This is a genomic window from Methanoregula sp. (genome assembly GCF_028679125.1).
Taxonomy (GTDB): Archaea; Halobacteriota; Methanomicrobia; order Methanomicrobiales; family Methanospirillaceae; genus Methanoregula.
In genome coordinates this window covers 1-26,439 of the sequence record NZ_JAJRCG010000013.1, presented here as the reverse complement: position 1 = coordinate 26,439, position 26,439 = coordinate 1, and the positions used below count along the sequence as shown (strand labels likewise).

General features: G+C 55.7%; 23 protein-coding genes and 1 tRNA gene. 11 read left to right on the top strand and 13 right to left on the bottom strand.

Going from position 1 to position 26,439, the window contains the following annotated elements; translation table 11 throughout:
• Window positions 1-114 precede the first annotated feature (114 nt).
• Both LUQ43_RS09375 and LUQ43_RS09370 read right to left on the bottom strand, forming a co-directional pair.
• Window positions 115-435, bottom strand: coding sequence for a hypothetical protein (locus tag LUQ43_RS09375; RefSeq protein WP_299966780.1), 321 nt, complete (start codon window positions 433-435; stop codon window positions 115-117).
• A 200-nt stretch (window positions 436-635) separates the two neighbouring features.
• Entirely contained in the window at window positions 636-1,805 is a 1,170-nt protein-coding gene (locus tag LUQ43_RS09370; RefSeq protein ID WP_299966690.1) for a redox-regulated ATPase YchF, read from the bottom strand.
• A gap of 90 nt (window positions 1,806-1,895) precedes the next feature.
• On the opposite strand from LUQ43_RS09370, the gene LUQ43_RS09365 reads away from it, so the two are divergent.
• Both LUQ43_RS09365 and LUQ43_RS09360 read left to right on the top strand, forming a co-directional pair.
• Complete coding sequence (locus LUQ43_RS09365; RefSeq protein WP_299966689.1) at window positions 1,896-2,486, top strand: pyruvate kinase alpha/beta domain-containing protein; 591 nt, start codon at window positions 1,896-1,898, stop codon at window positions 2,484-2,486.
• A gap of 2 nt (window positions 2,487-2,488) precedes the next feature.
• A complete protein-coding gene (locus tag LUQ43_RS09360) occupies window positions 2,489-3,334 on the top strand; it encodes a hypothetical protein (protein WP_299966687.1) in 846 nt (281 codons plus the stop codon).
• A gap of 85 nt (window positions 3,335-3,419) precedes the next feature.
• Here the strand turns inward: LUQ43_RS09360 and LUQ43_RS09355 are convergent, their stop codons facing one another.
• Window positions 3,420-4,634, bottom strand: coding sequence for a TIGR00297 family protein (locus tag LUQ43_RS09355; RefSeq protein WP_299966685.1), 1,215 nt, complete (start codon window positions 4,632-4,634; stop codon window positions 3,420-3,422).
• A 96-nt stretch (window positions 4,635-4,730) separates the two neighbouring features.
• Between LUQ43_RS09355 and LUQ43_RS09350 the strand changes: the two genes are divergently transcribed.
• On the top strand, window positions 4,731-7,328 hold the full coding sequence (locus LUQ43_RS09350; RefSeq protein WP_299966681.1) for a valine--tRNA ligase: 2,598 nt from the start codon (window positions 4,731-4,733) through the stop codon (window positions 7,326-7,328).
• Between the two features lie 1,092 nt (window positions 7,329-8,420).
• Here the strand turns inward: LUQ43_RS09350 and tmk are convergent.
• Together tmk and LUQ43_RS09340 are read right to left on the bottom strand one after the other, a co-directional pair.
• Window positions 8,421-9,038 carry a dTMP kinase gene (tmk, locus tag LUQ43_RS09345; RefSeq protein WP_299966678.1) on the bottom strand — a complete coding sequence of 206 codons (618 nt, stop codon included), beginning with the start codon at window positions 9,036-9,038 and terminating at the stop codon, window positions 8,421-8,423.
• A complete protein-coding gene (locus LUQ43_RS09340; protein WP_299966675.1) occupies window positions 9,032-9,703 on the bottom strand; it encodes a HisA/HisF-related TIM barrel protein in 672 nt (223 codons plus the stop codon). Before LUQ43_RS09340 ends, tmk begins: the two co-directional genes overlap by 7 nt.
• Before the next feature lie 43 nt (window positions 9,704-9,746).
• Here LUQ43_RS09340 and LUQ43_RS09335 point away from each other — a divergent pair, with 43 nt between their 5' ends.
• From LUQ43_RS09335 to LUQ43_RS09315, 5 genes are all read left to right on the top strand, one after another.
• Complete coding sequence (locus LUQ43_RS09335; RefSeq protein WP_299966672.1) at window positions 9,747-10,433, top strand: (5-formylfuran-3-yl)methyl phosphate synthase; 687 nt, start codon at window positions 9,747-9,749, stop codon at window positions 10,431-10,433.
• Between the two features lie 4 nt (window positions 10,434-10,437).
• Entirely contained in the window at window positions 10,438-11,907 is a 1,470-nt protein-coding gene (guaB, locus tag LUQ43_RS09330; protein WP_299966669.1) for an IMP dehydrogenase, read from the top strand.
• Between the two features lie 67 nt (window positions 11,908-11,974).
• A complete protein-coding gene (locus LUQ43_RS09325) occupies window positions 11,975-13,066 on the top strand; it encodes a PEGA domain-containing protein (protein ID WP_299966667.1) in 1,092 nt (363 codons plus the stop codon).
• A 65-nt stretch (window positions 13,067-13,131) separates the two neighbouring features.
• Window positions 13,132-13,626 (top strand): phosphohistidine phosphatase SixA, encoded by a 495-nt coding sequence (sixA, locus tag LUQ43_RS09320; RefSeq protein ID WP_299966664.1) that lies wholly within the window; start codon window positions 13,132-13,134, stop codon window positions 13,624-13,626.
• Between the two features lie 430 nt (window positions 13,627-14,056).
• On the top strand, window positions 14,057-14,221 hold the full coding sequence (locus tag LUQ43_RS09315; protein ID WP_299966662.1) for a hypothetical protein: 165 nt from the start codon (window positions 14,057-14,059) through the stop codon (window positions 14,219-14,221).
• A gap of 376 nt (window positions 14,222-14,597) precedes the next feature.
• Here LUQ43_RS09315 and LUQ43_RS09310 read toward each other — a convergent pair whose 3' ends face one another.
• From LUQ43_RS09310 to LUQ43_RS09300, 3 genes are read right to left on the bottom strand one after another with little or no spacing between them, the layout of a single operon-like run.
• Window positions 14,598-15,716, bottom strand: a complete 1,119-nt coding sequence (locus LUQ43_RS09310; RefSeq protein ID WP_299966660.1) for a PAS domain-containing sensor histidine kinase — start codon at window positions 15,714-15,716, stop codon at window positions 14,598-14,600.
• Between the two features lie 10 nt (window positions 15,717-15,726).
• On the bottom strand, window positions 15,727-16,329 hold the full coding sequence (locus LUQ43_RS09305) for a chemotaxis protein CheX (RefSeq protein WP_299966658.1): 603 nt from the start codon (window positions 16,327-16,329) through the stop codon (window positions 15,727-15,729).
• 6 nt (window positions 16,330-16,335) lie between these two features.
• Window positions 16,336-16,698, bottom strand: a complete 363-nt coding sequence (locus LUQ43_RS09300) for a response regulator (protein WP_299966656.1) — start codon at window positions 16,696-16,698, stop codon at window positions 16,336-16,338.
• 263 nt (window positions 16,699-16,961) lie between these two features.
• Here LUQ43_RS09300 and LUQ43_RS09295 point away from each other — a divergent pair, with 263 nt between their 5' ends.
• Window positions 16,962-17,783, top strand: coding sequence for a response regulator (locus LUQ43_RS09295; RefSeq protein WP_299966654.1), 822 nt, complete (start codon window positions 16,962-16,964; stop codon window positions 17,781-17,783).
• Between the two features lie 100 nt (window positions 17,784-17,883).
• Here the strand turns inward: LUQ43_RS09295 and metG are convergent, their stop codons facing one another.
• Window positions 17,884-19,872, bottom strand: coding sequence for a methionine--tRNA ligase (gene metG, locus LUQ43_RS09290; RefSeq protein WP_299966651.1), 1,989 nt, complete (start codon window positions 19,870-19,872; stop codon window positions 17,884-17,886).
• Between the two features lie 142 nt (window positions 19,873-20,014).
• Between metG and LUQ43_RS09285 the strand changes: the two genes are divergently transcribed.
• Window positions 20,015-20,704 (top strand): hypothetical protein, encoded by a 690-nt coding sequence (locus LUQ43_RS09285; RefSeq protein ID WP_299966649.1) that lies wholly within the window; start codon window positions 20,015-20,017, stop codon window positions 20,702-20,704.
• Window positions 20,705-20,936: 232 nt separating this feature from the next.
• Here the strand turns inward: LUQ43_RS09285 and LUQ43_RS09280 are convergent, their stop codons facing one another.
• From LUQ43_RS09280 to LUQ43_RS09265, 4 genes are all read right to left on the bottom strand, one after another.
• Window positions 20,937-23,036: a C13 family peptidase gene (locus LUQ43_RS09280; RefSeq protein WP_299966647.1), complete on the bottom strand. Its 2,100-nt coding sequence runs from the start codon at window positions 23,034-23,036 to the stop codon at window positions 20,937-20,939.
• A gap of 303 nt (window positions 23,037-23,339) precedes the next feature.
• Complete coding sequence (locus tag LUQ43_RS09275) at window positions 23,340-23,837, bottom strand: hypothetical protein (protein ID WP_299966645.1); 498 nt, start codon at window positions 23,835-23,837, stop codon at window positions 23,340-23,342.
• Between the two features lie 131 nt (window positions 23,838-23,968).
• On the bottom strand, window positions 23,969-25,189 hold the full coding sequence (locus tag LUQ43_RS09270; RefSeq protein WP_299966643.1) for a PEGA domain-containing protein: 1,221 nt from the start codon (window positions 25,187-25,189) through the stop codon (window positions 23,969-23,971).
• Window positions 25,190-25,273: 84 nt separating this feature from the next.
• Window positions 25,274-26,236 carry a phosphoesterase gene (locus LUQ43_RS09265; RefSeq protein ID WP_299966640.1) on the bottom strand — a complete coding sequence of 321 codons (963 nt, stop codon included), beginning with the start codon at window positions 26,234-26,236 and terminating at the stop codon, window positions 25,274-25,276.
• 121 nt (window positions 26,237-26,357) lie between these two features.
• On the opposite strand from LUQ43_RS09265, the gene LUQ43_RS09260 reads away from it, so the two are divergent.
• Window positions 26,358-26,431, top strand: a tRNA-Phe gene (locus LUQ43_RS09260).
• The last annotated feature ends 8 nt before the right edge of the window (window positions 26,432-26,439 follow it).

The window sequence follows — 26,439 nt, the reverse complement described above, 5'->3', positions numbered from 1 at the left end:
TGTATCTCCCGATGGAAAACAAAAGTGCGTTTATACGCGCGTTTTTAGACGTTAATGCATAAAGTTACTGTTATTTACTTTGATTATCTTCAAAAAAGATTATTCCCAGCCCGGTTACAGGCTGTCCATACTGATGCCGGTGAAGTCCTGCGCAACTTCCTGGATATCCTTGACCCCGAACGCGGTCTTGACGCTGGTGAGTTCGAGCTGGTTTGCAGCATCGCACATGTAGTCCAGGATGTCAACCGAGAGTTCCTTATGGATCTTGCTCTTCTTGAGCTGGTCAGTGAGAGAAGCCATCTTCTCGGGGGATTCCATGCGGAGTTTTGCAAGGCTCATGACGCACATAAAGATCCGGGTCAGGTTCCGGTCCGTGCCGGTGATACAGTCAAAGAAGTTCCTGATCACCTGGGCCTGATAAATTTCTCCTCCTATCATCTCCACCTCCTGCCTTCTCTTCGGTAAATGACCTGTTCACATTGTCCCTATATAAACTTTCCGGGAAAAGCACGGTTTTAGCGTAAAAAAAGAGGTAAAAAGAGGATATTTCGGCAAAGGGCGGCTGGATTGTCTGACAATTGCATGACAATCGTCATACGCCCCCCGGAACCCGCCGCACCCTTTCGTTTGCACGCTTACTTCGCGGCGCTCACGATCTTGATAACGTCCCCGTTCTTCAGCTCGTGGGTTTCCTTGATCCGCATCTTGGTCCTGGCATCGACCGCATAGAGGAACCCCTTGCCAATCTCCGTGTGGACCTGGAACGCGAGATCCTTGGGCGTCGAGCCCTTCCGCATCAGGTAGGCATCGGGCAGCACATCGCCCTGCTTGTTGCAGTAGTGGTTCTCATCCTCCACCGGGTAGACCACGATCATGTCGAGGAGTTCGAAGACCGCACGGTTGATGGCCTGCTGGACGCCCGTGCCCTTGCACTCCTTCATCACGCCGGCGATCTTCGCAAGGCCGGCCTTCTGGGGAGCAGAGAGTGACGCTTCGTTCACTACTTTGAACTCCTCATCGCCCGGCAGGTACTTGACAACGTTTGCTGTCGCAGCATTGCGCAGCGCAAGTTCGGATGCCGCGCTTGAAAAGGCCACCTTCGCCTCAGCGAGTTTTGCCCGGAGAGCCTCGGGCGCCTCATCGAACTTGTTGCCGATGATGAGCATCGGCTTTGAGATCTTCACGATCTCCGCACAGAACGGGATGAGATCGTCCATGGTTGCATGCACGAGATCGATCTTCAGGTTCAGCTCGATGTCGCGCACGTCCTCGAACGTGATGCCAAGGGTGGCAAACGTCTCGGCAACGCCCTCCTGGATGGCATGCCCTTTCCCCTGTGATCCGCGGCTGATCCGGGTCCAGTGCTTGTCAAGGATCCCGTGGACCCACATCGTCATCTCGTACCCGAGGAACTTCACATCCTCGGCCGGGTCATGGTTGCCCACGCCAACCGGGTTTCCTTCGCTGTCCGTCCCGCCGCTTGCATCAATGATATGGAGGATCGCGTCTGCCTGCCGGAGGGTATCGAGGAACTGGTTGCCCAGCCCTTTGCCCTTGTGCGCATCGGGCACGAGCCCGGCGACATCGATTAAATTGACCGCAACGAAGCGGTTACCCTCAACGCAGTGGGTGCACTTCACCTTGAGTTCGGTGCAGGCGCACCTGGTTCGCACATACGCAACCCCGAAGTTAGGGTTGATGGTGGTGAACGGGTAGTTCGCGATCTCGGCATTCGCCATCGTGGCGGCCTTGAAAAAGGTGGATTTCCCGCAATTGGGTTTTCCTGCAAGTGCAAGCGTGAGCATGATACTAATCCTCGATATGCAGATTTGATCCCGGATTCCTCCGGATAGAATCTGACAAAGTTTTTCATTACGGCTTATTAAAAGGTACTTATGACGTTTGTTCAGAAGAAATGTTATTATTTTGATACGCCGGGCCCGGCAAACACGGGGGATGCGGCCCGGTTTTCTGTCGAGCGGGCAAAGGAATTGGGGCTCAAAACCATTGTTGTTGCAAGCTCGTCCGGTAAGACCGCGCAGGTATTTGCGGACGCCATGAAGGGATCGGGACTCCGGCTCGTTGTCGTCACCCACGTGTTCGGATTCGCCAAACCGGGCGAATGGGAGTTTTCAAACGGTATTGCCGAACAGCTCCGTAAAGAGGGTGTGACCATCGTCACCGGCACCCATGCGCTCTCCGGTCTTGAACGCGCCCTCTCCCGGTCACCGAAAGTCGGAGGCGGGTCGCGCACCGAAGCGATTGCCGAAGCGCTCCGGCGCACCGTTGCCATCGGTCTCAAGGTTGGCGTGGAATGCGTACTGATTGCCGCCGACCAGGGCGCCATCGGGATCAGCGAAGAAGTCATCGCGGTCGGGGGCACGGCAACCGGTGCCGATACGGTCTGCGTCATCCGCCCGGCAAACACGGCGAATTTCTTCGACCTCCAGGTTCGTGAGATCGTGGCAATGCCGAGGAACCGGTAACAATGGCGATCGCAGAACTGAAAGAGGCATGCGGTCTTCTTGCCCGGATGCCGCTGCTCTGGATACCCGGCATTATCGGAGGTCTCCTTGCCGCCGCGCTCTGGCTGCTCGCGGTCTTCTCCGGTGTGTTCTTTGCCGGGCGGCTTCTTGTGCTTGCGGGACTGGTGCTCCTCTTCTTTGTTACCGGGGCCCTCTTCCTCATCCGGAGCAATGGCGGTGATATCCGTTCGATGATCGGCGCATCATGGCAGTATTATTTCCGCGTCCTCCTCCCCCTGATGGTCATCATGTTCATGACCATGCTGGTTTTCGTGCTCGTTGTCCTGACCCTCACCCTCATCGGGACTGCCCCGGGCAATGCGGTCATGGTTTTCCTCTCATTCGGAGTCGTCCTGCCAAGCCTCCTCCTCACCATCTTCACCGACAACGCAGCAGTCTTCGAGGACCGGAAAGTGTTCGAATCGATCCAGCGGAGCATCCAGCTGGTCAGTACGAACATGTCGCAGTTCATCAGGTTCCTCGTTGTATCGGTCGTTATGGTCTGCGTTATTCTCTTTGGCCTGATGATTGTCTGGGAAATCCCCCTGATAGCGAAACTCGAGCCCTTCATGAACTATACCCAGGAGCAGCAGATGGCATTCACGTTCGACCAGTTCATGACCCTGATCGGAACAGAAGGTATCTGGGTCACCGCGGCGGTACTCTTCATAGCCGGGCTCATCATCATCCCGCTCATCAGCACCTACAAGGCCTGTTTCTTCCGTAACCTGGCAAAAGGAACAACAATCGTCATCCAGCAGCAGGTAACCGGCGAATACGATAGCAAGGGACGCTGGTACAAATACTGATGCCGCAGGCACTCAAGAGTAATTTCTGAATACGATAAAGATCCAACTTTTTTTATTCGTTGTTACCGGACATTTTTACCGGACATTATGCGGGAATAAACGGCAGGATAAGCAGGAAGATTGCGACCGCTACGATCCCGCCGCTGATAGTGGCAAGGAAGTTTGTCCCGGCGTTCCCGAGGAATCCCCGGTTCTCCAGCGTTGCACCGACAAGACTGTCGATATTGGTGCCGATGAAACCGGCAAGCGTGCAGGCAATCAGCATCGGGAGGGTGATGACTCCCAGCAGGAATGCTGCAACGGACACGACAAACCCCCCGATCAGTGCAACCAGTTCGCCAACAAACGTGACGCCGCCGTTCGTCCCGATGGGAACCTGCTTCAGGGTGGTAATAAGACGGGGAACTCCACCGGTGACCCCGATCTCGCTGGCCAGCGTATCGGCCGCGGCCGTTGCCACGCAGCCGACATACATGACAACAAAAACGGGATCCTGGAAGACACCATAGAGGATGGCAGCTGCAGTCGCTGCAATCCCGTTCGCAAAGACATTCTTGTACCCCCGCGCCCCGCTCTGGCCCTGCTCGACACCGATCCGCTTCTTGTACTCGAACTTGTATTTCGTTGCAACCGATCCCATTACGAAAAAGACGATCATGACCAGGAGCCAGCGGGGATTGGAAAAGACCAGCAGGATGATACCGACAAGGGCAATGGAGAAGAGGCCGGACAGGTCTGCCGTCTTTGAGCGATAGGCAAAATAGGCAAATGCGAACGCAGCGATGACCGCGATAACAACCAGCTGGAGATCGGCCTGGTAATTGAGCTCCTGGATGAGCAGCATGGTCATCGCAGTGCCCACGCCCTCGATAACAAGAGAATCCTCGTACTTGAGCAGGATCACTTTGAGGAGGACAGCAGCAATGATGCCGAAGATGATGGTCAGGATTGCCATCTCATGGAGGTAGGCCATGACGAGCACGCCGGCCCATGCGGTTGATATGATATAATACAGGTACGTGTTCAGGTCATCGGCACCATGCTGGAAGACCAGTTCCCCAAGCACCATCATTGCAAGGGTGGTGGCAAAGACAAAGAACGGGAGAAGACCGACGCCGTACAGGGCGGCAAGGGCACAGATCGTATAGGCGAGATATTTCGTATCAAAAAATTTCCAGAGGATGAGTGCGTACAGGATGACAACAAGCGCCATCAGCCACGCGGGTTCAAGGTACGGACCTATGAGGGTGGTCCCACCGGCCAGCGCTGCTGCATACCCGAGGCCCCGTTGTCGCTGCATTGGTCATCATTTGTCTTCAAGCAAAAAGAGTTTTATCGTACCGGGACCTGCGCAATGCGATCACTATATTTTATTCCACAACCAACCTTGTCCCGAATGGTGTCATCTGATCAACTGCCGAAAAACTATGATTTCGCCGAAGTGGAGGAGCGCTGGCGCAAAACCTGGCGCGACGAGGATCATTATTTTGACCGCAACTCGAAAAAACCGCAGTTCGTCATCGATACCCCCCCGCCCTACCCGACCGGGAACTTCCATATCGGCAATGCGCTGAACTGGTGCTACATCGACTTTTTTGCCCGCTACAAGCGCATGAAGGGTTTCAACGTGATGTTCCCGCAGGGCTGGGACTGCCACGGCCTTCCGACGGAAGTGAAGGTCGAGGAGCTCAACCACATCACCAAGAACGATGTATCCCGCGAGGAGTTCCGGAAGATGTGCCGCGAGCTGACCGAGAAGAACATCGCGGCAATGCGCATCACGCTCCGGAAGATGGCCTTCTCCACGGACTGGTCCAACGAGTACATCACGATGACACCGAAGTACTACAGCAAGACGCAGCTCTCATTTTTGCGCATGCTGGCTTCGGGATACATCTACCAGGACGAGCACCCGGTGAATTACTGCACCCGGTGCGAGACCGCGATCGCGTTTGCGGAAGTCTCGTACGAAGACCGCGAGACCCAGCTCAACTACTTTGATTTCGATGGCGTGGAGATCGCGACCACCCGGCCCGAGCTCCTCGCTGCCTGTGTTGCCGTTGCCGTCCACCCCAATGACGAGCGCTACACAAAGCTTAAGGGCAAGACCATGAAAGTCCCGCTCTTCGGCCATGATGTTCCGGTCATCATCGATGAAGCCGTTGACCCGGCATTTGGTTCCGGCGCGGTCATGATCTGTACGTTCGGCGACAAGCAGGATGTCCACTGGTGGAAGCAGCACAACCTCGCGCTCCGGAAGGCCATCGACCGCCAGGGTAAGATGACCGCGATTGCCGGCAAATACCAGGGCCTGAACACCACGGACTGCCGGGCCGCAATCCTTGCCGATATGAAGGAGAAGAAGATCCTCCACAAGCAGGAGAAACTCGCCCAGCGCGTGGGAACCTGCTGGCGCTGCAAGACGCCCATCGAGATCCTCTCCGAGCGGCAGTGGTTCATCAAGATCAAGCCAGACGAGATCCAGAAGGCAGCCCATGAGGTCACGTGGTATCCCGAACACATGCTTCTTAGGATGGAGAACTGGGTCGAGCAGATGGAATGGGACTGGTGTATCTCACGGCAGCGGATCTTCGCCACCCCGATCCCGGTCTGGTTCTGCAAGAAGTGCGGCGAGCTGGCAGTACCGGACGAGAAGGATCTGCCCATCGATCCCACCCTCACCAAGCCGAAGCACCCGTGCAAAAAGTGCGGCAGCACCGAGTTTGACGGAGAAGTCGATGTGCTCGATACCTGGATGGACTCCTCCATCTCCGTCATGAACGTTACCGGCTGGGACGGCAGCGGCAAACCGCCGTACTTCCCTGCCCAGATCCGTCCCCAGGGCCACGACATCATCCGCACCTGGGCATTCTACTCGATCCTCCGGGCCGTTGCCCTCACCGGCAGCAGGCCCTGGGACCAGATCCTTGTCAACGGCATGGTGCTGGGCGAGGATGGGTTCAAGATGAGCAAGAGCCGGGGCAACATCATCGTCCCGGAGGAGATCCTCGTCAAGTACGGCGCCGATGCCCTCCGCCAGTGGGGCGCCATGGGAGCTGCAACCGGTTCCGACATCATGTTCAACTGGAACGACGTGGTCTCCGCGTCACGTTTCCAGACCAAGATGTGGAACATCACCAAGTTCGCCCTGATTCAGCTGGAGAAGGGCGGGTTTGACAATGACACACCGGTCATCGCACTTGCCGACCGCTGGCTCCTTGTCCGGCTCTCGGATACGATCGAACAGGTGAGCAAGGCCATGGAGTCCTACCAGTTCGACACCGCGCTCAAGGCAATCCGGGAGTTCGCGTGGGATGTGCTGGCCGACAATTACATCGAGCTCGTGAAGGGACGGCTCTACCAGCAGGACGCCTCACGGGCAAGCGCCTGCCTCGTGCTCCACACAGCTTTCGACGCGCTCTGCCGGATGCTTGCACCGTTCACGCCCTACTTTGCCGAGGAGTGCTATTCCTACTTCAACCCGGGCCAGAGCGTGCACAAACAGCCGTGGGTCTCGTTCACGTACGAGGACGATGCTGCACGGAAGGAAGGCAACACGCTTATCCAGGTGGTTGCGGAAGTGCGGAAGTACAAGCATGACAATGGCATGGCCCTCAATGCCCCGCTCGGCAAGGTCACCATCTATGCCCCGCACTCGGTCAATGACGAGGGCGACACCGGGCGGACGCTCAATGCCGATGTCCACTGGCGCACCGATGTGGCAAAGCTCGACCGCGTGATCTCCGACATCGAGTTCAATCGCTCGATTGTCGGCAAGACCTTCCGCAAGGAGGGGCAGGCATTCATGGACGCGGTGAAGGCGCTCTCGCCGGAGCAGCTGGCAAATCCGCCCAAGACGATCCAGCTCGGTGGTACCGAAGTCGCCCTGCCGGAGAACGTCTTCACGCCCAAATACTCCTACATGGAGGAAGGGGCGAAGGTGGATGTTTTGACGGTTGGCGATGTGATCGTGACGATTGCGAAGAAGGAATAAAAATTTTAATTTTTCAAAGAATTATCCTCATGCAAAAAACAGATTTAATTATGCAAAAAAATCTCTTGACATCTCGTAAAAGTCATACATCAATGACTCTCTTGCCGAACTTTTGAATGTCCTCTTACAAAATACTGCAGGGGTTTTTTATTTTTTGTTAGTGTTTTGAATATAGTTATTAATATGAATGCCACCGCTCGGTACTCGCGGGGTTCCTTTGCTTACACCCTTGCGGCACCGATGATAACGTTGTTTGCCCGTTCCCTTACAATCAAGACACTTTCTTTCATTTACTGGAACACCCATTAATTTTTCACGAATAAGACCGACACCATTACACATACGACAGGTAATATCTTCTCCACATTTGGGACATTTTCTAACCGGCATAGTATTCCCTACGCTGTTGTTGATTGCTCATTATATTAAACATTTATATTTGTTTGCGCTCGTCAGAACGGACACTCCCAGAATCTGATTTCACGGCATACTCCAGGTACTCTGATCTCCACCAACATAGTATGTGGTGTCCTCGTACAGGATGCGGTGTGCCTTTTCGGAAGAGCGACCATTGCCTCTCGCGGCGGCTCATTTACCTGCAATCGACAAGACGGAATCTCTTCCAAAGAGAGCCCCGGATTTACCCCCCGCCATTTCTCCGGGCAGCCTTTTCCACAGGATTTCAATCCCATGGCCCTCCAAAAGGCAATATTTAGACGTTTTTTAGGGGCTGAAATACCCCCCATATCCATAAAATATCGATGATATGGCCCTCTTTCAAAAACACTGCTCTATAATTCGCAAAAAAACGCGAGTATCAGAAAACCCGTTTTTCAAAATGGGCTCCGTTCGCCAATCGGAGCGATTTACGCGGAGATGATTTCACAAGAGTTTGCAGGCCTAACACACCCCCGTGGACAGGGAATTTCACGGTTTGGCAATTTCCTACAATCAACGTTACAGAATCTTGCCCAGCGAGGCCCCGACGAGGCGGCCGAGCGACCCCCATCAGGGGGTGGGCACTCTCGCAAATCCGCTGCGGTCAGCGGAACAAAAGAAAATCAAATAATTTTCAATCAGGATCCGATCGATTTACTTCTTCCGCTTCCTCTTTCCAGAAGAGAGATCCAACCGAATAGCATCCGCCACAAACCCCGCAACAATCTCAGGAGAAAGCATCGCATCCACAACCACAAACCGGCCCGGCTCCGCACGGGCATACGCAAGATAATTGTTCTGGACTTTCTCCAGAATCTCGCGCTTCTCGAAGTGTTCGCGCTGGGCATCCGGTTTCAGCCGGGTCAGGGCATCGTCAACGGGAAGAACGCAGAGGAATGTCCGGTCGGGAATGATCGTCCAGCCATTGTGCATGGCCCGCAGCCACTTCTCCGGCTCCGGGACGATGCCCTGCAGGGTCACGGACTGGTACGCGTACCGGCTGTCGCTGTACCGGTCGGAGATCACGAGCCGCCCCTCCGCCAGGGCCGGGCGGACAACCTTCGCGAGATGAGCTGCGTGATCCGCGACAAAGAGGGTTGCTTCGGTTACCGGGTCTATCTGTTCTTTGACCGCACGGCGCACCTGCTCCCCGACCCAGGTTGCCCCGGGTTCCCGGGTCATGAGAGGATCGAGATCTGCGAGCAGGTCCCTGAGCGCTGCATGGAGCGTGCTCTTCCCGCTCCCGTCAATGCCTTCAAGCGTGACTAACACATCCGTCCCCTCCGTATCCATCCGATCGGAACGGTCCCGTGGTGTAAGGCCGTTGCGATGATCGCACCATCGAACCCGGCAGACTCGATCGCTTCGAGATCGGCAATGGTCGAGACCCCGCCGCCATAGTATAATTTCCGGTGATAGGCCGCCCGCATTGCATCGAGCCGTTGCCGGTCGATGCCCGACTCCGTTCCCACCGCGGTGATGTTGAGGATGATGCATCCTTCGAACTTCCAGCCATTGGCCTGCCGGAGCACGTCCCCCGGATCGCGGCCTGAGGGGATGACCCGGCCGTTTTTGATATCGAGGCTTAAGAGGCCGCCCGGGTACTGTGCGAGATCGTCTCCCCCGGTCTCGGTGCCAACAATATTGTGGATATGATAGCCTTCGAGCTGATCGCCCGGCGACCGGCATCCCCGGTCAATGTAGCAGGAATGGACTTCCCGTGCGCACTGCCGGACAATCAGGTCATGCGAACCGGTCCGTCCGATGCGGTCGAGATCCGCAATGTAAATAGATCTGGGTCGGATCGCCCGGAGAAACCCCTGCGGCTCTGCCGTCGGTGAACAGCCCCAGTCCAGCGGTTTGTAGCCCTCACGCTGCCCGGATTTCCCGTGCACGACCAGATTATTCTTCAAATCCATTGCAAGAATCAGTTCCATAGACGAAGCAAACCACTATTAGGATAAAAGATCATTAAACTTTATGCAATTGTTGGTCAGCCCCAGCTCCATCACTGAGGCGAAAAACTCTACTGCCGCTGACATTATTGACGTCAAGAAACCGTCCGAAGGCTCGCTCGGCGCCAACTTTCCCTGGGTCATCCGTGAGATCAAGGAGTACGTGAAAAAACCCGTGAGCGCAGCCATTGGCGATTTCGACTTCAAACCGGGCGGGGCTGCCCTCACCGCGTACGGCGCTGCCCATGCCGGAGCTGACTACATCAAGATCGGGCTTGCCTTTGAAGGAAAGAACGAGGCCCGCGAACTGATCGGTGCCGTGGTCCGGGCCGTAAAGGACGAGTTCCCGGAGAAGTATGTCGTCATTGCAGCATACTCGGATTTCGAACGCATGCACGCCATCTCTCCTTTCGACATGGCTCCCATTGCCGCGGAATGCGGTGCAGACTTTGCCATGGTCGATACCGGCCTCAAGGACCGGCAGAGCACGTTTGCTTTCATGGACGAGAAAGCACTCCGCTCTTTTACGGAGGAGAACAGGAAACTCGGACTCGGAACCGCTCTTGCCGGTTCCCTGAAGTTCGAGGACATTGATGCGCTCAAACGGATCGATCCGGAGATCATCGGTGTCCGTGGCATGGTCTGCGGGGGCGACCGTACCGCAACTGTCAGGGAAGATTTGATCAAAAAAGCACTCGCAATGATCAGGTGACCATATGTTTAACGAAAAACTGGATGTACCTCTCTCCTTAACCTTTGATGATGTTCTCCTGGAACCGCTGGAATCGTGGATTGAACCCTCCGAGGTTGACACACGTTCACGGTTTTCGAAGAAGATCGATGTCAATATCCCGCTGGTCTCGGCCGCCATGGATACCGTGACCGAGGCAACGATGGCGATAACGCTTGCCCGCATGGGTGGCATCGGTGTCATCCACCGCAATATGACCGCCGAGCACGAGATGCAGGAAGTTGTTGCTGTCAAACAGGCAGAAGAGATGATCGAGCGTGATGTGCTCTACGTTGAAGACACGGCAACGGTCTCGGACGCAGAGCGGCTGATGCAGCAGTACAGCATCGGCGGCGTGCCGGTTGTTGACAAGGGAAAAATCATCGGTATCGTCAGCCGGAGGGACGTGCGGGCGATCGTGGTGAAACGCGGCGACGAGAATATCACCACCATTATGACAAAGAACCCCATTGTCGCAAACGAAGAGATCACTGCCGAGAAAGCGCTGGAGATCATGTATACCAACAAGGTCGAACGTCTCCCTGTTGTCAACAAGAATGGAAAACTGATCGGTATCATCACCCTGCAGGATATCCTGGAAAAACGCCAGTACCCGCACGCGAGCCGGGATGCCAGCGGCAGCCTCAGGGTTGCAGCGGCAGTCGGCCCGTTCGATTTCGCCCGGGCCGAGCTCCTTGACCAGCACGGCGTGGATGCGCTGGTCGTGGACTGTGCCCACGGCCATAACATGAAAGTCGTGGCGGCAGTCAAGGAGATCAAGGGCAGCGTAAAGGCGGATGTGGTGGCAGGCAACATTGCAACAAAAGAGGCAGCTGCGGCGCTGCTGGATGCCGGTGTTGACGGTATCAAGGTCGGTATCGGACCGGGCTCCATCTGTACCACGCGGATCGTTGCCGGTACGGGTGTCCCCCAGGTAACCGCTGTTGCGCAGGTTGCAGATGTGGCAAGAAACGCGGGCATCCCGATCATCTCCGATGGGGGTGTGAGGTACAGTGGAGATGTGGCAAAGGCAATCGCTGCCGGTGCAAGTACGGTGATGATGGGCAGCATGTTTGCCGGCACGGATGAGTCACCCGGCAAAGTGATCACCATGAAAGGCCGGCGGTACAAGCAGTACCGCGGTATGGGATCGCTCGGGGTCATGAGCACCGGCGAATCGAGCGACCGGTACTTCCAGAAGAAGGGTATCGGCAGCACGAAGTTCGTGCCTGAAGGCGTGGAAGGTGTTACCCCGTATGTCGGTCACGTGGGAGAGGTCATCTATCAGCTCGTGGGCGGCCTCAAGTCCGCGATGGGATACTCGGGTGCAAAGACAATTGATGATATGCACACGAAAGCCCGGTTCGTACGGATCACGAACGCCGGCATGACCGAGAGTCACCCCCACAATATCATGATCACCGACGAAGCGCCGAACTACCGGCTCTTTGAATAATCCTCTTTTTTTCCTGCCGCCAGGATATTATACTACCAGCGATTCACCTTTACCAAGGTGTAGTCCTGTGTATTCCCGGACATTCTGGCTCATCGCACTTGTTGTACTCCTTCTTGTGCCGGGTGCAATGGCATTTTCAGTCTCTTCGGTAACGATCAGCCCGGACACTATGGATGCCGGCGATCCGGTCAATGTGACCGCCACGGTGTACGCGGCTTCCGGCACGTCATTCTCATCCTATGACGACCTTCAGTTCGTTACCGCGCTCGATGACCCGATCTGGGTCTATACGGTGATCATCGACCGGGTGGAGAATACCCGGCCAAACGAACGGGGAAAGATCCTTACTCTCGCGGGGTACGAACTCTCCTACCCGGCCAAGGATGAAGTGATCGTCCGACTCTCCCTGAAAGGGCAGGTGCCTGACAGTACTGCAACGGGATCGAACATATCGGTACTCAAGGTACAGGAACTGGACGCCCGGAGTCACGTGATCACGTCGACCATGACCGAGTATACGCATCTTGTCGGCATGCCCACGCCAACCCCCACACCGGCGTACGGGAGCATCACGGTCAGTTCGAATCCCAGGGGCGCAACGGTCTATCTCGACAACACGATCAGGGGCATTACCCCCATGTCGCTCGATGCCGTGCCAAACGGCCGCCACACGGTACTCCTGAGAGCGGAGGGGTACGCAGATTATACACAGGATGTTTCCGTGGATGGCGGATTTACGGATATCCAGGTCACCCTGTATACGAGGACTCCGACGCAGACTGCCACACCGGCAGCAACCCCGGCCGGTGCAGGAGCAACGACCGCAATCACAGGAACCGGAACCCCGGTTTCCGCCAGTACCGGTTCCCTTTCCGTAACAACCTCCCCCGTGGGTGCACTGGTGTATATCGATGGGAAGATGAAGGGGATCTCCCCGGCAACGATCCCCGGGCTGACACCGGGAACCCATACCATCAGACTGATCCTTGACGGTTACCAGGATCTTGAGACAACAACCGATATCACGGCGGGAACCACATCCGAGTTTGTGACCGGGCTTTCAAAAACGAAACCGACGCCCGGGTTTGAAGGGGCGGTGGTGCTGGCCGCGGTGGCGCTGCTGATGGCGATCCGGCACCAGAAGACCGGGAAGCGTTAAGCGCTGGCGTTCCCTTGTTTTTTTCAAATCACAATACTTATCCCCCGCCGTGCAACAGTCCATGTGTGGATGTTTTTATTTTACGGCACGGGAAGGCAGAGGATACCGGGGCCGGCAGGAGCGATGCTGACCGTCACCTGACGAAAAAGGGACGCGACGATATCCTTGCCGTTGCGTACTGGATCGCAGCGCAGCAACTGACGTTCGATCTCATTGCGGCAAGTCCGCTTGTCCGGGCGCAGGAGACCGCAGCGATTGTTGCAGACGTACTGGGCGTCCCGGAAAAGATCGTCACGTGGAAGACACTGGTTCCGGGCGGGAACCCGGATACGATCTGCCGCGAGATCGACCGGCACCACCATACTTCCGCAGTCCTGCTGGTTGGCCACGAACCCCTGCTCTCGGCATTGATCAGCCGGATCATTTCCGGTAACAACGATGCTGGTATTGCGATGACAAAGGGCGCCCTGGCAAAGATCCGGAATTATTCGTTCACCGGACATCCCTCCGGCGAACTGCACTGGTTCCTGACTGCAAAGCAGATGGCGGGACGGAAGTAACACTCTGTCCAGGACCATTTCTTTCGCCGGTCAGGATCCGGGCAATCCGGGATCCCGCCGGATCACAATCTGGATAAATACGCTTCCGGTTCGCCCGGTTATCTGGTATAACCGCGGAGTATGAGTCTCCTACCAGCCCTATTTTACCAATATAAGTGCAGCCGCACCCGACATAGGGATCAGAGTGTTGTGTCACCGATACAGGACACGAAACACTCGTATCCGAACCACCCCGCATACGGTCCCGGGAGATATCCGCCGGCTCACTTTCCCCGGCAGATCTCTCCTGCGGCCGTGCTGCCGGTGGCGGATAGCACAGGAGACATGCAGGCCGCAATTGCAGGATATGCACCAGAGATCTGCAACGGGCGGCCGGGAGACCATGCCATGAACTCTAAGAGCAACATTCGGGAGCAGGAAGCGGTACACCATGTGCCTTCCCTTCCGTGAGAACATACCCGCAGGCACCGGAGCCCACCCGGACCGGATGCCTGTCGGGGGATGGATACGGGAGATCGCAACGAGCGAGAACTGGCGCACGACAACTATCGTCCAGCGCCATCGCGACCTCGTTGCGAGACCTGTGCCATTGTGAACCGGTCCTGTTGCACACATAGGATCCGAATATCTCTTTATCCATACCCATGCCGGGAGACCAACCCGGCATGGTTTCACCTATCCTGAAATATCGGGAAAATACCGGCAGGATGCGGTCACAGCTTTTTTGAAATAACACACAATTGATTGAAGATATTTATAAAAAGATAAAATCCTGTCGGGGAGTACTGCGTTTCAAGTCCAAAACACTACTATGATTTGTTATCGAAAAAAAAGGTCCTCTCAATTACTACATTCTTGATCTCGGCAGACCCGGTCAATAATTGTATATCCACCGTAGAGTTCTCCGGTCTTTGTTGCTTCTCTCTAAACGAATGGATGACCACATCCGGGGATTGATCTCCGTTATTACATCAGGTATGCACGTAACGGTAGGTATCCTTCGGGAGATGCATCTCAAACCGGGCACCCGTCCCATAACATCCGGTCTCTTCGATGGTAATGCTGGTGATCGCAAGAATCTCCCGGGTATGGTAAAGACTGAGCTTGACCTTTGTCCCGAAGCCGGGTTTGAAAATAGCGGTCTTGTCCTCCGGCTTCACACCCGCTCCGTTATCCTCAACCAGGAGAACACCATACTCCGGCTCTTCCCGAAACGAGATTTTTACCCGGACCTCTGGATTTTCACCGTGCTGCTGTGCATTCTCCAGCAGGTTTATTGCGATACGATCAAGAAGAGGAGGCGCAAAAATCTCAAGACCCTCCAGCCCGGAGTCGGTTTCGAGGTTTTTCAGCTGCGCATCCAGTTTTGCTTTCCGGAGAATCGGATCCAGAAGATGCCACGTGGGAACCGCTGCACCCAACTGGACAAACTCAAGCATCATCGTTACATATTTCTCAATGAGGGTAAGCTGATGGTCGATCTTATCAGAGAAGGACTTGCTCTTCTCGAGATTTGACAGATTCATCTTAAGTAAATGATCGAATCCCCGGGCGGCTACTACCTGACTTCGGATGTCCTGAAGAGTAATATCAGAGAAAAGACTGAGTTTCGCATTGGCTATCCGGAGAGCGACCTGGGCATTCTTCTTCTCGTCAAGTTCCAGCCGTGCGATGTCCCGCATTTTGCGGTACTCGGTCACCTGGTGTACCTGATCTGTCACATCTTCGATGACGAGCATGGCGAATGTCTCCTCTTCCAGCCGGAGCGGCAGGATGGATCCTTTCTGGACACGCAAGGAACCGTCTGGCAGGGGCGACGGGACGAGGTGGGGATGGAACCGTGAGGAGAGGAACACCGGGGGCCCCTCTTCGAACACTGCGGGGAACCTCGCGCGGATCGAGGGAGTGTCGAGCTGAGGAAAGCGGGAGAAGAGGTTGACACCTTCGACATCGTCTCTTTTTATCCCGGTCCATTCTTCCAGACACCGGTTCCAGAAACAGATGGTAAAATCCGTTCGTACGACAAGAACCCCAATGTAAAGATGATCGTAGAGAACAAGACACTCCCGGTTAATTGCAGTCCCACTCATCTCTTCACCTTCAGGATTGTTGCTGATGAATACTTTGAACAAGCCGGTCGAGCGAACCGACTTCCAGCACCAGCAGGATCATGCCTTCGATACTCATGGACTCTATCAGGAACTGGGTCTGAGCGAGGATAATCCAGTCGTCAGGTTTGATGGCGTGGCGACCGGAGGCGATCTCGGTTATGTTCCCTTCACAATATTCCGGCAGGGTAAAGACGAGGTTTTCTGCAAGAACGTTCGAGATCGAGCCCATCACCGCGTTGATGATGATATTTCCCACCTCTTTTAATGTCTCGACCTGAACGGTATCCATATCGGGTGTCGGCCCGGACTCACCGGAGAGCAGTTTCACAAGCGAGGCTGCGCTCTCCTCGGAAAATGCAAGCGAGGTTGTCCCGGAAAAATTACCGTGGAACTCCTGCATGATTGTCGAGAGCCTCTCTTTTCCCATGAGGTTGATGTGTGCATCCGAAAGGTCACCAAACCGGATGATGTGGAGATGGGGAACCCGGAGCTTGATGTTTGAACCCGTGATCTCATTGAGGATGCCGGCAGCCCGTCCCACCCCGATATTGATCATCTCGGTGATGGCATCACGGGAGTCTTTATCGATCATTGAGCATCACGGGTTCCCGAGAATTGTACGGACCGCTGAGATTACCTGCTCTTTGTTGACTGGTTTGTTGAGAATTGTGACAGCCCCCAGACCCCGGCACCGCTGTTCAGTAGTCTTCTGGATGTCCGATGTGAGGACAATGACCGGGATGGACAGGTCATGGGACTGTAACTGTTCCAACAGCCAGAACCCGTCATATTCCGGCATCAGCAGATCGGTAAAAATCAGGTCCGGCTTTTCCTGTAATGCCCGCTCAAGTCCTTCTTTGCCGTTCTCCGTCAGGACAACGTTGTACCCGTTCTGGGTTAACACACCGGAAATAATTTTCCGCTGGAACGAGGAATCATCAATAACCAATACTTTTCCCATACGCACGCACTCTCCCGGTAGCCGGATACCGGCTGTTACTAGCTGATCTTGGTGTTGAGATTTAATAAAATCCCCGTGGGAAATGCTGCCCGGAAATTCCGATAACGGGTACATTAATCACGTGTGCCCGGAGTATGACCCGGTGTCTTGTAAACCCGCGCAATCCGGTCCGGGTTGACACCGGTGTTACCACTCCTGCATCAGTGCGATATCCTCATACCCCCGCAGATTCTATGATAATGAGAATTCTGGAGAGACGCTTCATGTATACACTCCTGTATGTTGATGACGAACCGGATATTCTTGATATCACTAAGATTTTTCTTGAAGACGGCGGGAATTTCCGGGTCGATACCTGTGATTCGGCAAAAAAGATGTTGGATTCATCCACGATTCCAACGTATGATGCGATCATCACCGATTACCAGATGCCGGAGATGAACGGCATCCAGTTCTTAAAAGAGATCCGGAAACAGTACGGGGATATCCCGGTCATTATTTACACCGGAAAAGGAAGGGAGGAGATCGTGATCGAGGCCCTTAATAATGGTGCGGATTTCTATGTCCAGAAGGGTGGGGAACCTTCGGCCCAGTATGCAGAGCTCGGGCACAAAACCCTCCAGGCTATCCTGAGAAAGAAGGCTGAACAATCGGTTGATAACCTCAATAAGATCTTTTCAGCGCTTCCGGTGGGTGTCCTGCTCCTGAATGAGGATACCGTCATCACCCACGCAAGCCGGTTCATTGCGGGGATGGTCCTGCGGGAACCGGCAGATGTGATCGGGAACCGGGGAGGGGGAGGACTCGGGTGCGTCAATAGTGAGGAAGATCCAAGGGGATGTGGTTATGCAACTATGTGCCCGACGTGTCCGCTCCGAAAGGGGCTGGAACAGGTGATCGCAACCGGTAGTAGCATACGGGATGCGATGATTGAACTTACCCTCCGGATCGATGGGAAGCTCTGTCCCTGCTGGCTCAGGGTGAATGCCGAGCCGGTCTCGATTGATAAAGCGAGATTTGTTGTTGTCGCTATTGACGATGTAACGAATCTGAAAAAGTCGCAGATGGCTCATCCGGCAAGTTAATTACCGCTCTGTACATTTCGACGTCTGTCCGGCAGCATAGATTCAACATACTTTTCTTAAAAAAAATAAAAAAGCCCGGATCTGTTTTATAAAAAAAGAATTACCGGATCTTCGTTCCCGGTTCCACCGCTTTCAGGGGCGTGAGGAGAGAGGCCGCATCCCCGGCAGCGAGGATCATCCCATTGCTCTCGACGCCGAAGATCTTTGCCGGCGCAAGGTTGGTCAGCACGATCACGTTCTGGCCCACGAGCTCTTCCGGTTTGTAGAACTGGGCAATACCGCTCACGATCTGGCGCGTCTCGCCACCGACATCCACCTGCAACTTCAGGAGCTTGCTGGACTTTGGGATCGCTTCTGCCGCAAGCACTTTTCCGGTCTTCATCTCAACTTTTGCAAAATCATCGATTGATATAGCGGGTGTCTTTTCCATCTTCCTGTTCGCCTCCGCGACTCGTTTCTGGAGCAGGGCATCAAGCTCTTTCACCTGCGTCTCTTCCATCTTCACGAAGAGGGGGGTGGGGGGTTTGATGCATGCCTCGGGCACCGGGCGGGTGGCATCGCTGATCGGATGTGCTGCCACGCTGTCATAGTACCCGAGCTGCTTCCAGCACCGCTCGGCCGTATCGGGCATTGCCGGCTGGATCAGGAGCGCGAGCGCTTTTGTGATCTGGACACAGTTCAGGATCACCTGTGCAGCCGCAGCCCGGTCGGTCTTGATCAGTTTCCACGGGGCATTGGTCTGGATGTAGGTGTTGCCGAACGCGGCGAGCGCCATGATCGCGTCAACAGCGCCCTTGAACTCGTAGTCCCGCATGAACTGGTCCACGTTTGCAAGACACTTCCCGATCTCGTCCATGATGGCGGGATCGACCGTGCCGGCCGGAATGCCGTCAAATTCCTTCTGGGCAAAGTAGAGCGTACGGTATACGAAGTTGCCGAAGATATTGACAACCTCGTTGTTGATTCGCTCGGAAAAGACCTTCCACGAGAAGTTCAGTTCCTTGGTGTGGCTGGTGTACGCAAGCAGGTAGTAACGGAGATAATCGGCGGGCAGGCCCTTGTCGAGATAATCGTCGTTGGTCCAGACCACGTATCCCCGTGACTTGGAGAATTTGTGGTCATCAACCTTCACCATCCCGCTCGCAACGATTGCATGCGGCACGCCATAGCCGGCTCCCTTGAGCAGCGCAGGCCAGAAGATGCAGTGGTGGTAGATGATGTCGCCGCCGATGAAATGGGTGACCCGGTTCTCGCCGCACCAGTAGCGCTTCCAGTCCTGGCCGTTCGCCCTGGCCCATTCCTCGGTGAAGGCAATATAGCCGATGGGGGCATCGACCCAGACATAGACCACGAGATCGTCGCGTCCCGGGAACTTCACGCCCCACTCAAGGGTTCTCGTGATGCACCAGTCATGGAGCTCTTCCTTGATCCAGCCGATCGCGTAATTCTTCGCATTGCTCGTGCCCCGGACCTGGTCGAGGAAGGGGAGAAGGAAGTCCTTGAACTCCGAGAGTTTGAAGAAGTAGTGCTCCTGGTCGCGGAACTCCGCTTTCGTTCCGCAGACCTTGCAGACCGGGTCCTTGATCTCGCCGGGCTCAAGGTGCTTGCCGCATCCCTGGTCGCACTCGTCGCCCCGGGCCGGTTTGCCGCAGTGGGGGCAGATCCCTTCCACGTACCGGTCCGGCAGGAACCGTTTGCACTTCGTACAGTAGGCCTGGTGGACGGTTTGCTTGTAGATGTAGCCCTTCTTCTCGAGTTCGGCAACAATGGACTGCGCCCGGTGATGGGTGGCCGGGTCATCGGTCATCCCGAACCGGTCGAACATGACACCCATTCGTTTGAACGTCTCATCGAAATGCTTGTGATAGCGTTCCGAGAGCGCACGCGGGGAGATCCCCTGCTCCTCCGCGGAGACCACAATAGGCGTGCCGTGGTTGTCCGAACCGCAGACGAAGAGGACTTCTTCGCCTGCCCGCCGCATGTAGCGGACGTACATGTCGGCAGGGACGTACGTTCGCAGATGTCCTAAATGGCAGGGGCCGTTAGTGTACGGCAACCCGCAGGTGACGAGCAGCGGCTGTTGAGTCATCAGTACTTTTTAGATGTTTATGAGTAATAAGATCTCTACTATGGTAAAACGGGTGAAACTCCCAACGCGGGGATTCGGGGCTGAACCCGGGCAGCCGGATGCGGGCGCACTGGCTGGTTGGATTGCAGAACACAGGGGCCATATGGCTGACATCATCACGTACCAGCTCGACCGTTCGCTTGCCCCGCAGGTCGAAGCCGGGATAGAAACACCCTGTGCCGGGGGGAAATTTTACGCTGACCGGATCCTGGCCGCTTTTTCAGATGTCTGCGAGCGGAAGGCAACCGGAGAGATCCATGTTGATACCCGCGACATTGTTGAGGATGCTGCGGGCATTGTTGTAAGGAAGAAAGGTGCATGGTGTGCGATGCCCGCGCCCCATATCCTGGATATTGAAGACCGGTATTACCATGACAACGACGAATGGTCGGGTGCGATCTGCGAGGCATACGGCACCCTGATGCGGACCATGCGGGACACGGGTATTGCCGGGAATATCCTGGTCTGCGATGCCATGCAGGAGACCGAGCTCGCCGCGCTGGCCCGCCAGAAAATCGTCTTCTTCCAGCCAAAACCGAACCCCGAAGATCTCGCCCTCCTGATGGAGCACCAGGACCAGGTGGCGGTCGGGAAGGAATGCCTGAAGACTCTTTTCAATCTCACGAGCGAATACACTCTCAAAAAAGTGTTCATCATCGACCCCGACAAGGAGGCCATTGCACTCGCTCTCACCCATCTTGACCCGGACCAGATTGTTGCCGGGGGATATTGTACGATGGAGTGCGACACGTACTGGAAGGATCTTTTCGATCACGCGGCATACGTGCGGTGACACCGGCAACTATCCTGCAGGCATACCGGTCTCATCTCCTTGCCAGATCCGGGTGCGGGATGTAATACTCTGCCCCGGGTTCACCACGATCTGCCGAAACGTGAGGTGATGGTGAAACTGTGGCCCACATTTTTCGTCATGCACGAGTGTCGCATGCGGGAACGGGTCTGGAAGAGTCGGGGGATAACGAGCGCGCCAGCGACCGTTGTTGCGGACGGGAGATTGTTCCTGTTCAGGGTGTGAGATACTCCCGGACCGGGATGTCGATATTCCCGAAGTTCTCCGTATTCAGCATCCGGACATGCGAGCCCGTCACCCGCTCGTACGTGGTGATGTAGAGTTCCCTGAACGTGATGTCGGGATCGGTCCGGATTACGTTCAGGAATGTTGCCGTGAACTCATCCGAGAGCCATTGCTTTATCCCCATGTCGTACACTGCCCCGAGCGAAGGCTCCGTGGCGGAAGCGCCGGTAAGGTACAGCATGCCCTTTGCCGTACTGTTCCGCGCAATACCCTCGCTGAAGCAGGTCTCCACCAGGTACACAATCTGCCGGTATTTCCCTTCCCGCTCCATACGGTTGGTCAGATTCGTGAACTCCTCTGTCGTGAGGCTGGTGGTACTACCGGTGATGAGCGTTCGTCCCGGTGTCCCATGACTTGCAATGTATACAAAGACATCCGTACTGGTGTTGCTCTCCAGCACCACGGGTGTGTCAGCGGTCAGGTTGCCCAGCATCACATTCTCGAAGGTCTCAGCAGTCACCTGTCTGCCAGTGTAATCGGTCCGGGCCCCGGACCGGAGGTTGATTCCGTTCAGGGTATTATGGACATCCCCCTTGATCGGATTCTCCGGGAGGTTCGGGATGTCATCATACAGCATGAGGATGATATGATCGTCCTGAACACCATTTTTGCGGAGCAGGGCATATACGGCCAGCGCATCGGACTGGTGCCGGTAATTATTCCAGCCCCGGGATGATCCGACAATAACCGCCTGGAAATCCTTCCGTTCCGTGAGAGGGGTATAACGGGATGTCCCGGATGTCGCGGAGCCCATGTTCGTCCGTGTTGCACGTGACCCGGATGCTGACACCCCTTCCACGCCGGCTGAACCGGTCTTTTCGGAGCCGATCACGTCATGGGCGGAGAGGGTGCCGTTCTCGACAACCCAGATGGAATAATAGGCAACCAACGGGTCAACACCGTATTCGGCGTCGTACCTGAGCGGCCCGCTTGCACCGGAGAGATCCGGGCTTCCCCCGGACCGGATCGATTTCAGCGCATCATGGATTCCTGTTGCATTCCATCCGACAAGAGTCCCGTTGCCGTATACGACATGCCGGAGGGAATCGGCAGGGATCTCTGAAAAGACCGCATCCTGCCGGGCCTCGGTTGCGGCAGCAAGCAGGAGGGCATCATAGATCGGTGCAGCAAAATCCGAGGGGGCGTGCCCGAATTTCTCCTGGTAGGCACTCGCAAAACCGCTTGCCGGGTCAGCGGTCGGTGTCGTGCCCTCCATCCCTTCGGCAGCTCTGCCGAGCTGGCTCACGAGCAGCGGCGATGCTGCGGAATCGGCAAGGAAGAGTTTCGTTTGCGTCCCCGAACGATCCATGGCCTGTTTGATCGTTGCCGCATCGACCGGGCCGCAGATGGCGATGATATAGTCCGGGTCCTGTGCAAGTGCCAGGTCCACGTTTTCGCCGACCCGGCCGGTCTCCCGCTCGAACTGCTGGATGGAGGTCAGGTTGATGCCGTACTCGATGGCAAAGAACCCGGTCCAGTCATAGAACGTATCGCCGTACGACGTGTTCTCCACCAGCAGGGCCACGTGTCCGGCATTCCGGCTCTTCAGGATCGAGAGGATCGTTTTTATCTGTGCAACATCTCCCTGGGTGGTCCGCCAGAACGTGCCGGATTTCCCGAATGCCCGGTACAGGTCGCCGGAGGTTGCGTACGGGCTGATGAGAATCTTATTCTTCTCCGCAAATAACGGGGCGAGGGTATAGGTATCATCGCTGGTGTCCGGCCCGATAACCACGTGGATCGTGCCATCTGCGAGGAGTTCCTTTGCAAGGGTCAGGGTATCCCCTTTGGCAGTGTCCTTGTACACGAGTTCAAGGGGCCTTCCGCCAATCCCGCCGTTCTGGTTGATGTTCTCCTGTGCCCATTCGAGCGGTTCGCGGTTCTCCAGGTCACCGGTCATGGAGAGGAGCACACCGACCCGGACCGGGGTGAGGGAATGGCTGATGGTATAACCGCCCCATATCCCGATAATCAGGATAATGAGGACGAGCGCGATGTAGCCGTTTTTTTTCCTGTCGATGAAAAACACCCCCGGGCAATCCACCCGCGATCCCCGTACCGCGGGCCTCCCTGCAGTGCGTGTACCAATGGTGGGAAAACCGGGTTTTTAAGAGTATGTTTTTGATGACGGTTTTGCACTGCCGGAACAGGCACCCGGCAGTCCTTCCTGTCAAATGTTCAACGTTCCCGGATTTTCGGGCTAATCATTCCCGTCAGGGATTAACAACGGGTTGGTAAAGGATGATTTTAAACGGTACCTGTCTTACAGGAATTTGGCATGGGAAAATATTCAGGATGTGAAAAAAAGTGAGTGATTATCGTAAGAGCCGGATCAGGCTACCTGGTGCGTGACCGCGGGGATACTGATCTGGTCATAGAACCTCTCCTGGTACCCGTCCGGGAACGTGACGGTTGTCACCGCGGGCGAGAAGTCCGGGGATACCAGCGGGGCAAACCAGTAGTTCTTCAGGACTGCCTCGGCACGCTCAAACGAGAGTGACGGGGTTGTCATCACGGTCGAGCCATCCTTCTCTGCAATGGATGCATACGATGGCACCAGTATCTGCGAGGAGGAGGATGTTGCCGAGGTCACCGTAACCGGCTTTGAGCTTGCCGAATTGAATGCAGACTGGAGTTCCTGTGCCGGGTCTGCAATCCTGAAGAAGACCGCAGTCTGTTCGATAAAGTTGAGGTCGTACTGCATGTCGATTTGTGCTGCGCCGCTCTGGTCAACAGTGATAGCAAGCGACTTCATCGTGAATGCCTGTACAGGCATCACCGCCAGCGCCATGAGGCAGAGGCCGGTTATGACAATATATTGTATTTTCATAGTATCCTGTCATTGGTTGATGCGGTATAAAAAATCAGTGGATGGCCGGGGCGATAATAATTGCTGCCCGACCCGGTCCGAAAACAACCGGGAACCAGGAGACTGGTGCGAAAAAGATGATTGGTAAGGATTCATTTCCTGATCCGGCTGGTTCCGGCAAGAAGTGCTGCTCCGAACAGCCCGCCAATGATGACGGGAACAGACACCGGGGCCTCCTGTGTCGGGGTCGTTGTTGCCTGCTGGGCGGTCAGCGTTACGTAAATATCCACAGTCTCTCCTGCTGAAGGCTGGCGGGGAACCGTGCCGGTGGTCGTTGCATACCCGGTTTTGGAGACCGTGAATTCGGAGAAGGGGGTCCCGGTGGTCGAGACGGGGATCCTGAGCACGCCGTTTTTAATGACACCGGCAGGGTACGATGCAATCGTTACCGTTGCACCGTCAACATTCGAGTGGATGACGATGTAACCCTGTTCACTGCCGGCAGGGCTGGCGGTTGTTGCCGTTGTCTGGACGGTCTGCGTTGTGGAAGGGCTGAGCGTGACAGCAAAGGTCACGGTCTTGTCTTTTGCCGGCAGGGACGGCATCGTGCCGGTGACCGTGGTATACCCGCTCTTCTCCACGCGATAGGTCTTGTAGGGCGTTCCGGTGAGATAGACCGGGACCGTGAGCGACCCGGAAGAAGTTTTTCCCTGGTAGTTTGAATCGAAGTACACCGATGCCCCGTTCACGTTGCAGGTAACCTGGTAAAACCCGCTGGCGCCGCCAATGAGCGTGGGCGAGGTTGTCGCCACGGTTGTTGCAGCCTTGTTCAGGGTAGCATACAGCGAGATGGTCTCATCTTCCGTGGGCATGGAAGAGACAGTTCCGTAGTAGGTCTCGTACCCGCTCTTGCTGACGGTATAGGAGGTGTAGGGTGTTCCGGTTGTGGAGACTTCCTGCGAATAGACCCCGGCCGAGGTCTTCCCCTTTGTTACGCCATCGAATGCAACTGCTGCGCCGTCGACATTGCAGTACACGTTGATCCATCCCCTGCTGTTGCCAACGGGCTTGGGCGTGAGTGTAACCGCGATCTCAAGGTTTGCATCCCCGCCCGGGACATAGTTAACCTCGCCGCTGGCATCGTAATAACCACTCATCTTCACAGTATACGTGGCAGCGTAGGCCCCATCGGCAATATCCAGGGATCCCCCTGAGATAACGCCTTTGTAGGTGTCATCGAGATAGACCGATGCCCCGTTGGTATCGCAGTTGATCGTCAGCCAGCCTGATCCCCCTGCGGGTGCGGATGCCGAGACAGGCAGAGCACCGAGACAGAGAGCTACAAGGAGAAGTATGGGAATGAAATATTTCATGGTATGTTCCTCACCGGATTTTCCTTCACACGGATTTAATGGTTGGGCTTTTGGAATGAAAACAGGGAAAAAACGGAAACGGTGTTAGTGGCTCTCTGCCACCTTCACGAGTTCATCGAAATGCCGGCTCTTCTTGAAGAGCCACCAGGTGAATCGTTCCACCACCGAGAACCTGAACGATCCGCCGGCCGCGTTCGGGTGGCCGCCGCCGCCGAACTCGCGGGCAATGAGGTGGCTGATGGGCGGGACGGACCGGATCGAGAACTTCCCGTCCTTACCTATAATCACCTCGATATCGGTCTGCTTCTCGTGCCGGATGAAATGGGCGGTCTCGCTCGGGTACCCGTACAGCGGGGCAAACGCGATCCGGTATCTGGTGCCGGTGAAGGTGGCGTGCTGCAGGCTCCTCTGCATCATGCCGGTCATCTCGGCTTTGATATCCTGGTACTCGCGCTCAATCTGCTCGTCCGAGAATACGCCTTTGACCAGACAGTCCCGCACGTGCTCCCGGTTCTCTTTTCTCTGGAGCACCTGCCCGAGCACCGCGGAGCGGGGGTCCGCATGTTTCCAGAGATCGTAATCGCAGACAACGCGGGCAACTTCCGTTGCAACCGGATCACCGGGCAGGAGATCACGGGCAACGATACCGGCACCACAGGCCGAGGTATCGATCCGGAGCAGCGCTACCGCCTTCTCGATCTTCTTCACCTCTTCCTCACGCCAGCGGTGATGGTCCCGCCACTCGACAACCCAGCCGTTCTTCTTTGCCTTCGCCGCAATGGACTCTGCATCCGCATGGAACCCGAGATCCGAGATCGAGAGGAGGTCTCCCTTCCCGTCACAGGCTGCAACAAGCGAGAAGAGGGCAGCAAATTTTCCCACCGAACTCCAGATGGTGAAGACTCCGTCGTTCCCGAACTTCATCCGGTGCACCGCATCCGCACCCACTGCATCGAGATCATTGTGCGTCAGGTGCACGACATGCGCTGCGCGGCTTTTTATTGCCTGCGCAAGACCGGAATCTTCACTGTTCTTCGGGGATGCCATGGGTTAATACTGATATCCCGGCATATAAATAAGAACTGCCGCACGCCGGGCCGGGTCGCGGGGAATGATGCCCGCAATACCAGATCATTTATTAGTCAACAGGAACAACATTTGTATCCCTGCCCTAGTAGCTCAGCCCGGGAGAGCGCCAGACTGAAGATCTGGTTGTCGCCTGTTCAAATCAGGCCTGGGGCACTTCTTTT

Bases quoted from the DNA above. Each gene is read 5' to 3' on its own strand.
- LUQ43_RS09370 (WP_299966690.1), bottom strand. From the start codon at position 1,805: ATGCTCACGCTTGCACTTGCAGGAAAACCCAATTGCGGGAAATCCACC.
- LUQ43_RS09365 (WP_299966689.1), top strand. From the start codon at position 1,896: ATGACGTTTGTTCAGAAGAAATGTTATTATTTTGATACGCCGGGCCCG.
- LUQ43_RS09360 (WP_299966687.1), top strand. From the start codon at position 2,489: ATGGCGATCGCAGAACTGAAAGAGGCATGCGGTCTTCTTGCCCGGATG.
- LUQ43_RS09355 (WP_299966685.1), bottom strand. From the start codon at position 4,634: ATGCAGCGACAACGGGGCCTCGGGTATGCAGCAGCGCTGGCCGGTGGG.
- LUQ43_RS09350 (WP_299966681.1), top strand. From the start codon at position 4,731: ATGGTGTCATCTGATCAACTGCCGAAAAACTATGATTTCGCCGAAGTG.
- LUQ43_RS09340 (WP_299966675.1), bottom strand. From the start codon at position 9,703: ATGGAACTGATTCTTGCAATGGATTTGAAGAATAATCTGGTCGTGCAC.
- LUQ43_RS09335 (WP_299966672.1), top strand. From the start codon at position 9,747: ATGCAATTGTTGGTCAGCCCCAGCTCCATCACTGAGGCGAAAAACTCT.
- guaB (WP_299966669.1), top strand. From the start codon at position 10,438: ATGTTTAACGAAAAACTGGATGTACCTCTCTCCTTAACCTTTGATGAT.
- LUQ43_RS09315 (WP_299966662.1), top strand. From the start codon at position 14,057: ATGTGCCTTCCCTTCCGTGAGAACATACCCGCAGGCACCGGAGCCCAC.
- LUQ43_RS09310 (WP_299966660.1), bottom strand. From the start codon at position 15,716: ATGAGTGGGACTGCAATTAACCGGGAGTGTCTTGTTCTCTACGATCAT.
- LUQ43_RS09305 (WP_299966658.1), bottom strand. From the start codon at position 16,329: ATGATCGATAAAGACTCCCGTGATGCCATCACCGAGATGATCAATATC.
- LUQ43_RS09300 (WP_299966656.1), bottom strand. From the start codon at position 16,698: ATGGGAAAAGTATTGGTTATTGATGATTCCTCGTTCCAGCGGAAAATT.
- LUQ43_RS09295 (WP_299966654.1), top strand. From the start codon at position 16,962: ATGTATACACTCCTGTATGTTGATGACGAACCGGATATTCTTGATATC.
- metG (WP_299966651.1), bottom strand. From the start codon at position 19,872: ATGACTCAACAGCCGCTGCTCGTCACCTGCGGGTTGCCGTACACTAAC.
- LUQ43_RS09285 (WP_299966649.1), top strand. From the start codon at position 20,015: ATGGCTGACATCATCACGTACCAGCTCGACCGTTCGCTTGCCCCGCAG.
- LUQ43_RS09275 (WP_299966645.1), bottom strand. From the start codon at position 23,837: ATGAAAATACAATATATTGTCATAACCGGCCTCTGCCTCATGGCGCTG.
- LUQ43_RS09270 (WP_299966643.1), bottom strand. From the start codon at position 25,189: ATGAAATATTTCATTCCCATACTTCTCCTTGTAGCTCTCTGTCTCGGT.
- LUQ43_RS09265 (WP_299966640.1), bottom strand. From the start codon at position 26,236: ATGGCATCCCCGAAGAACAGTGAAGATTCCGGTCTTGCGCAGGCAATA.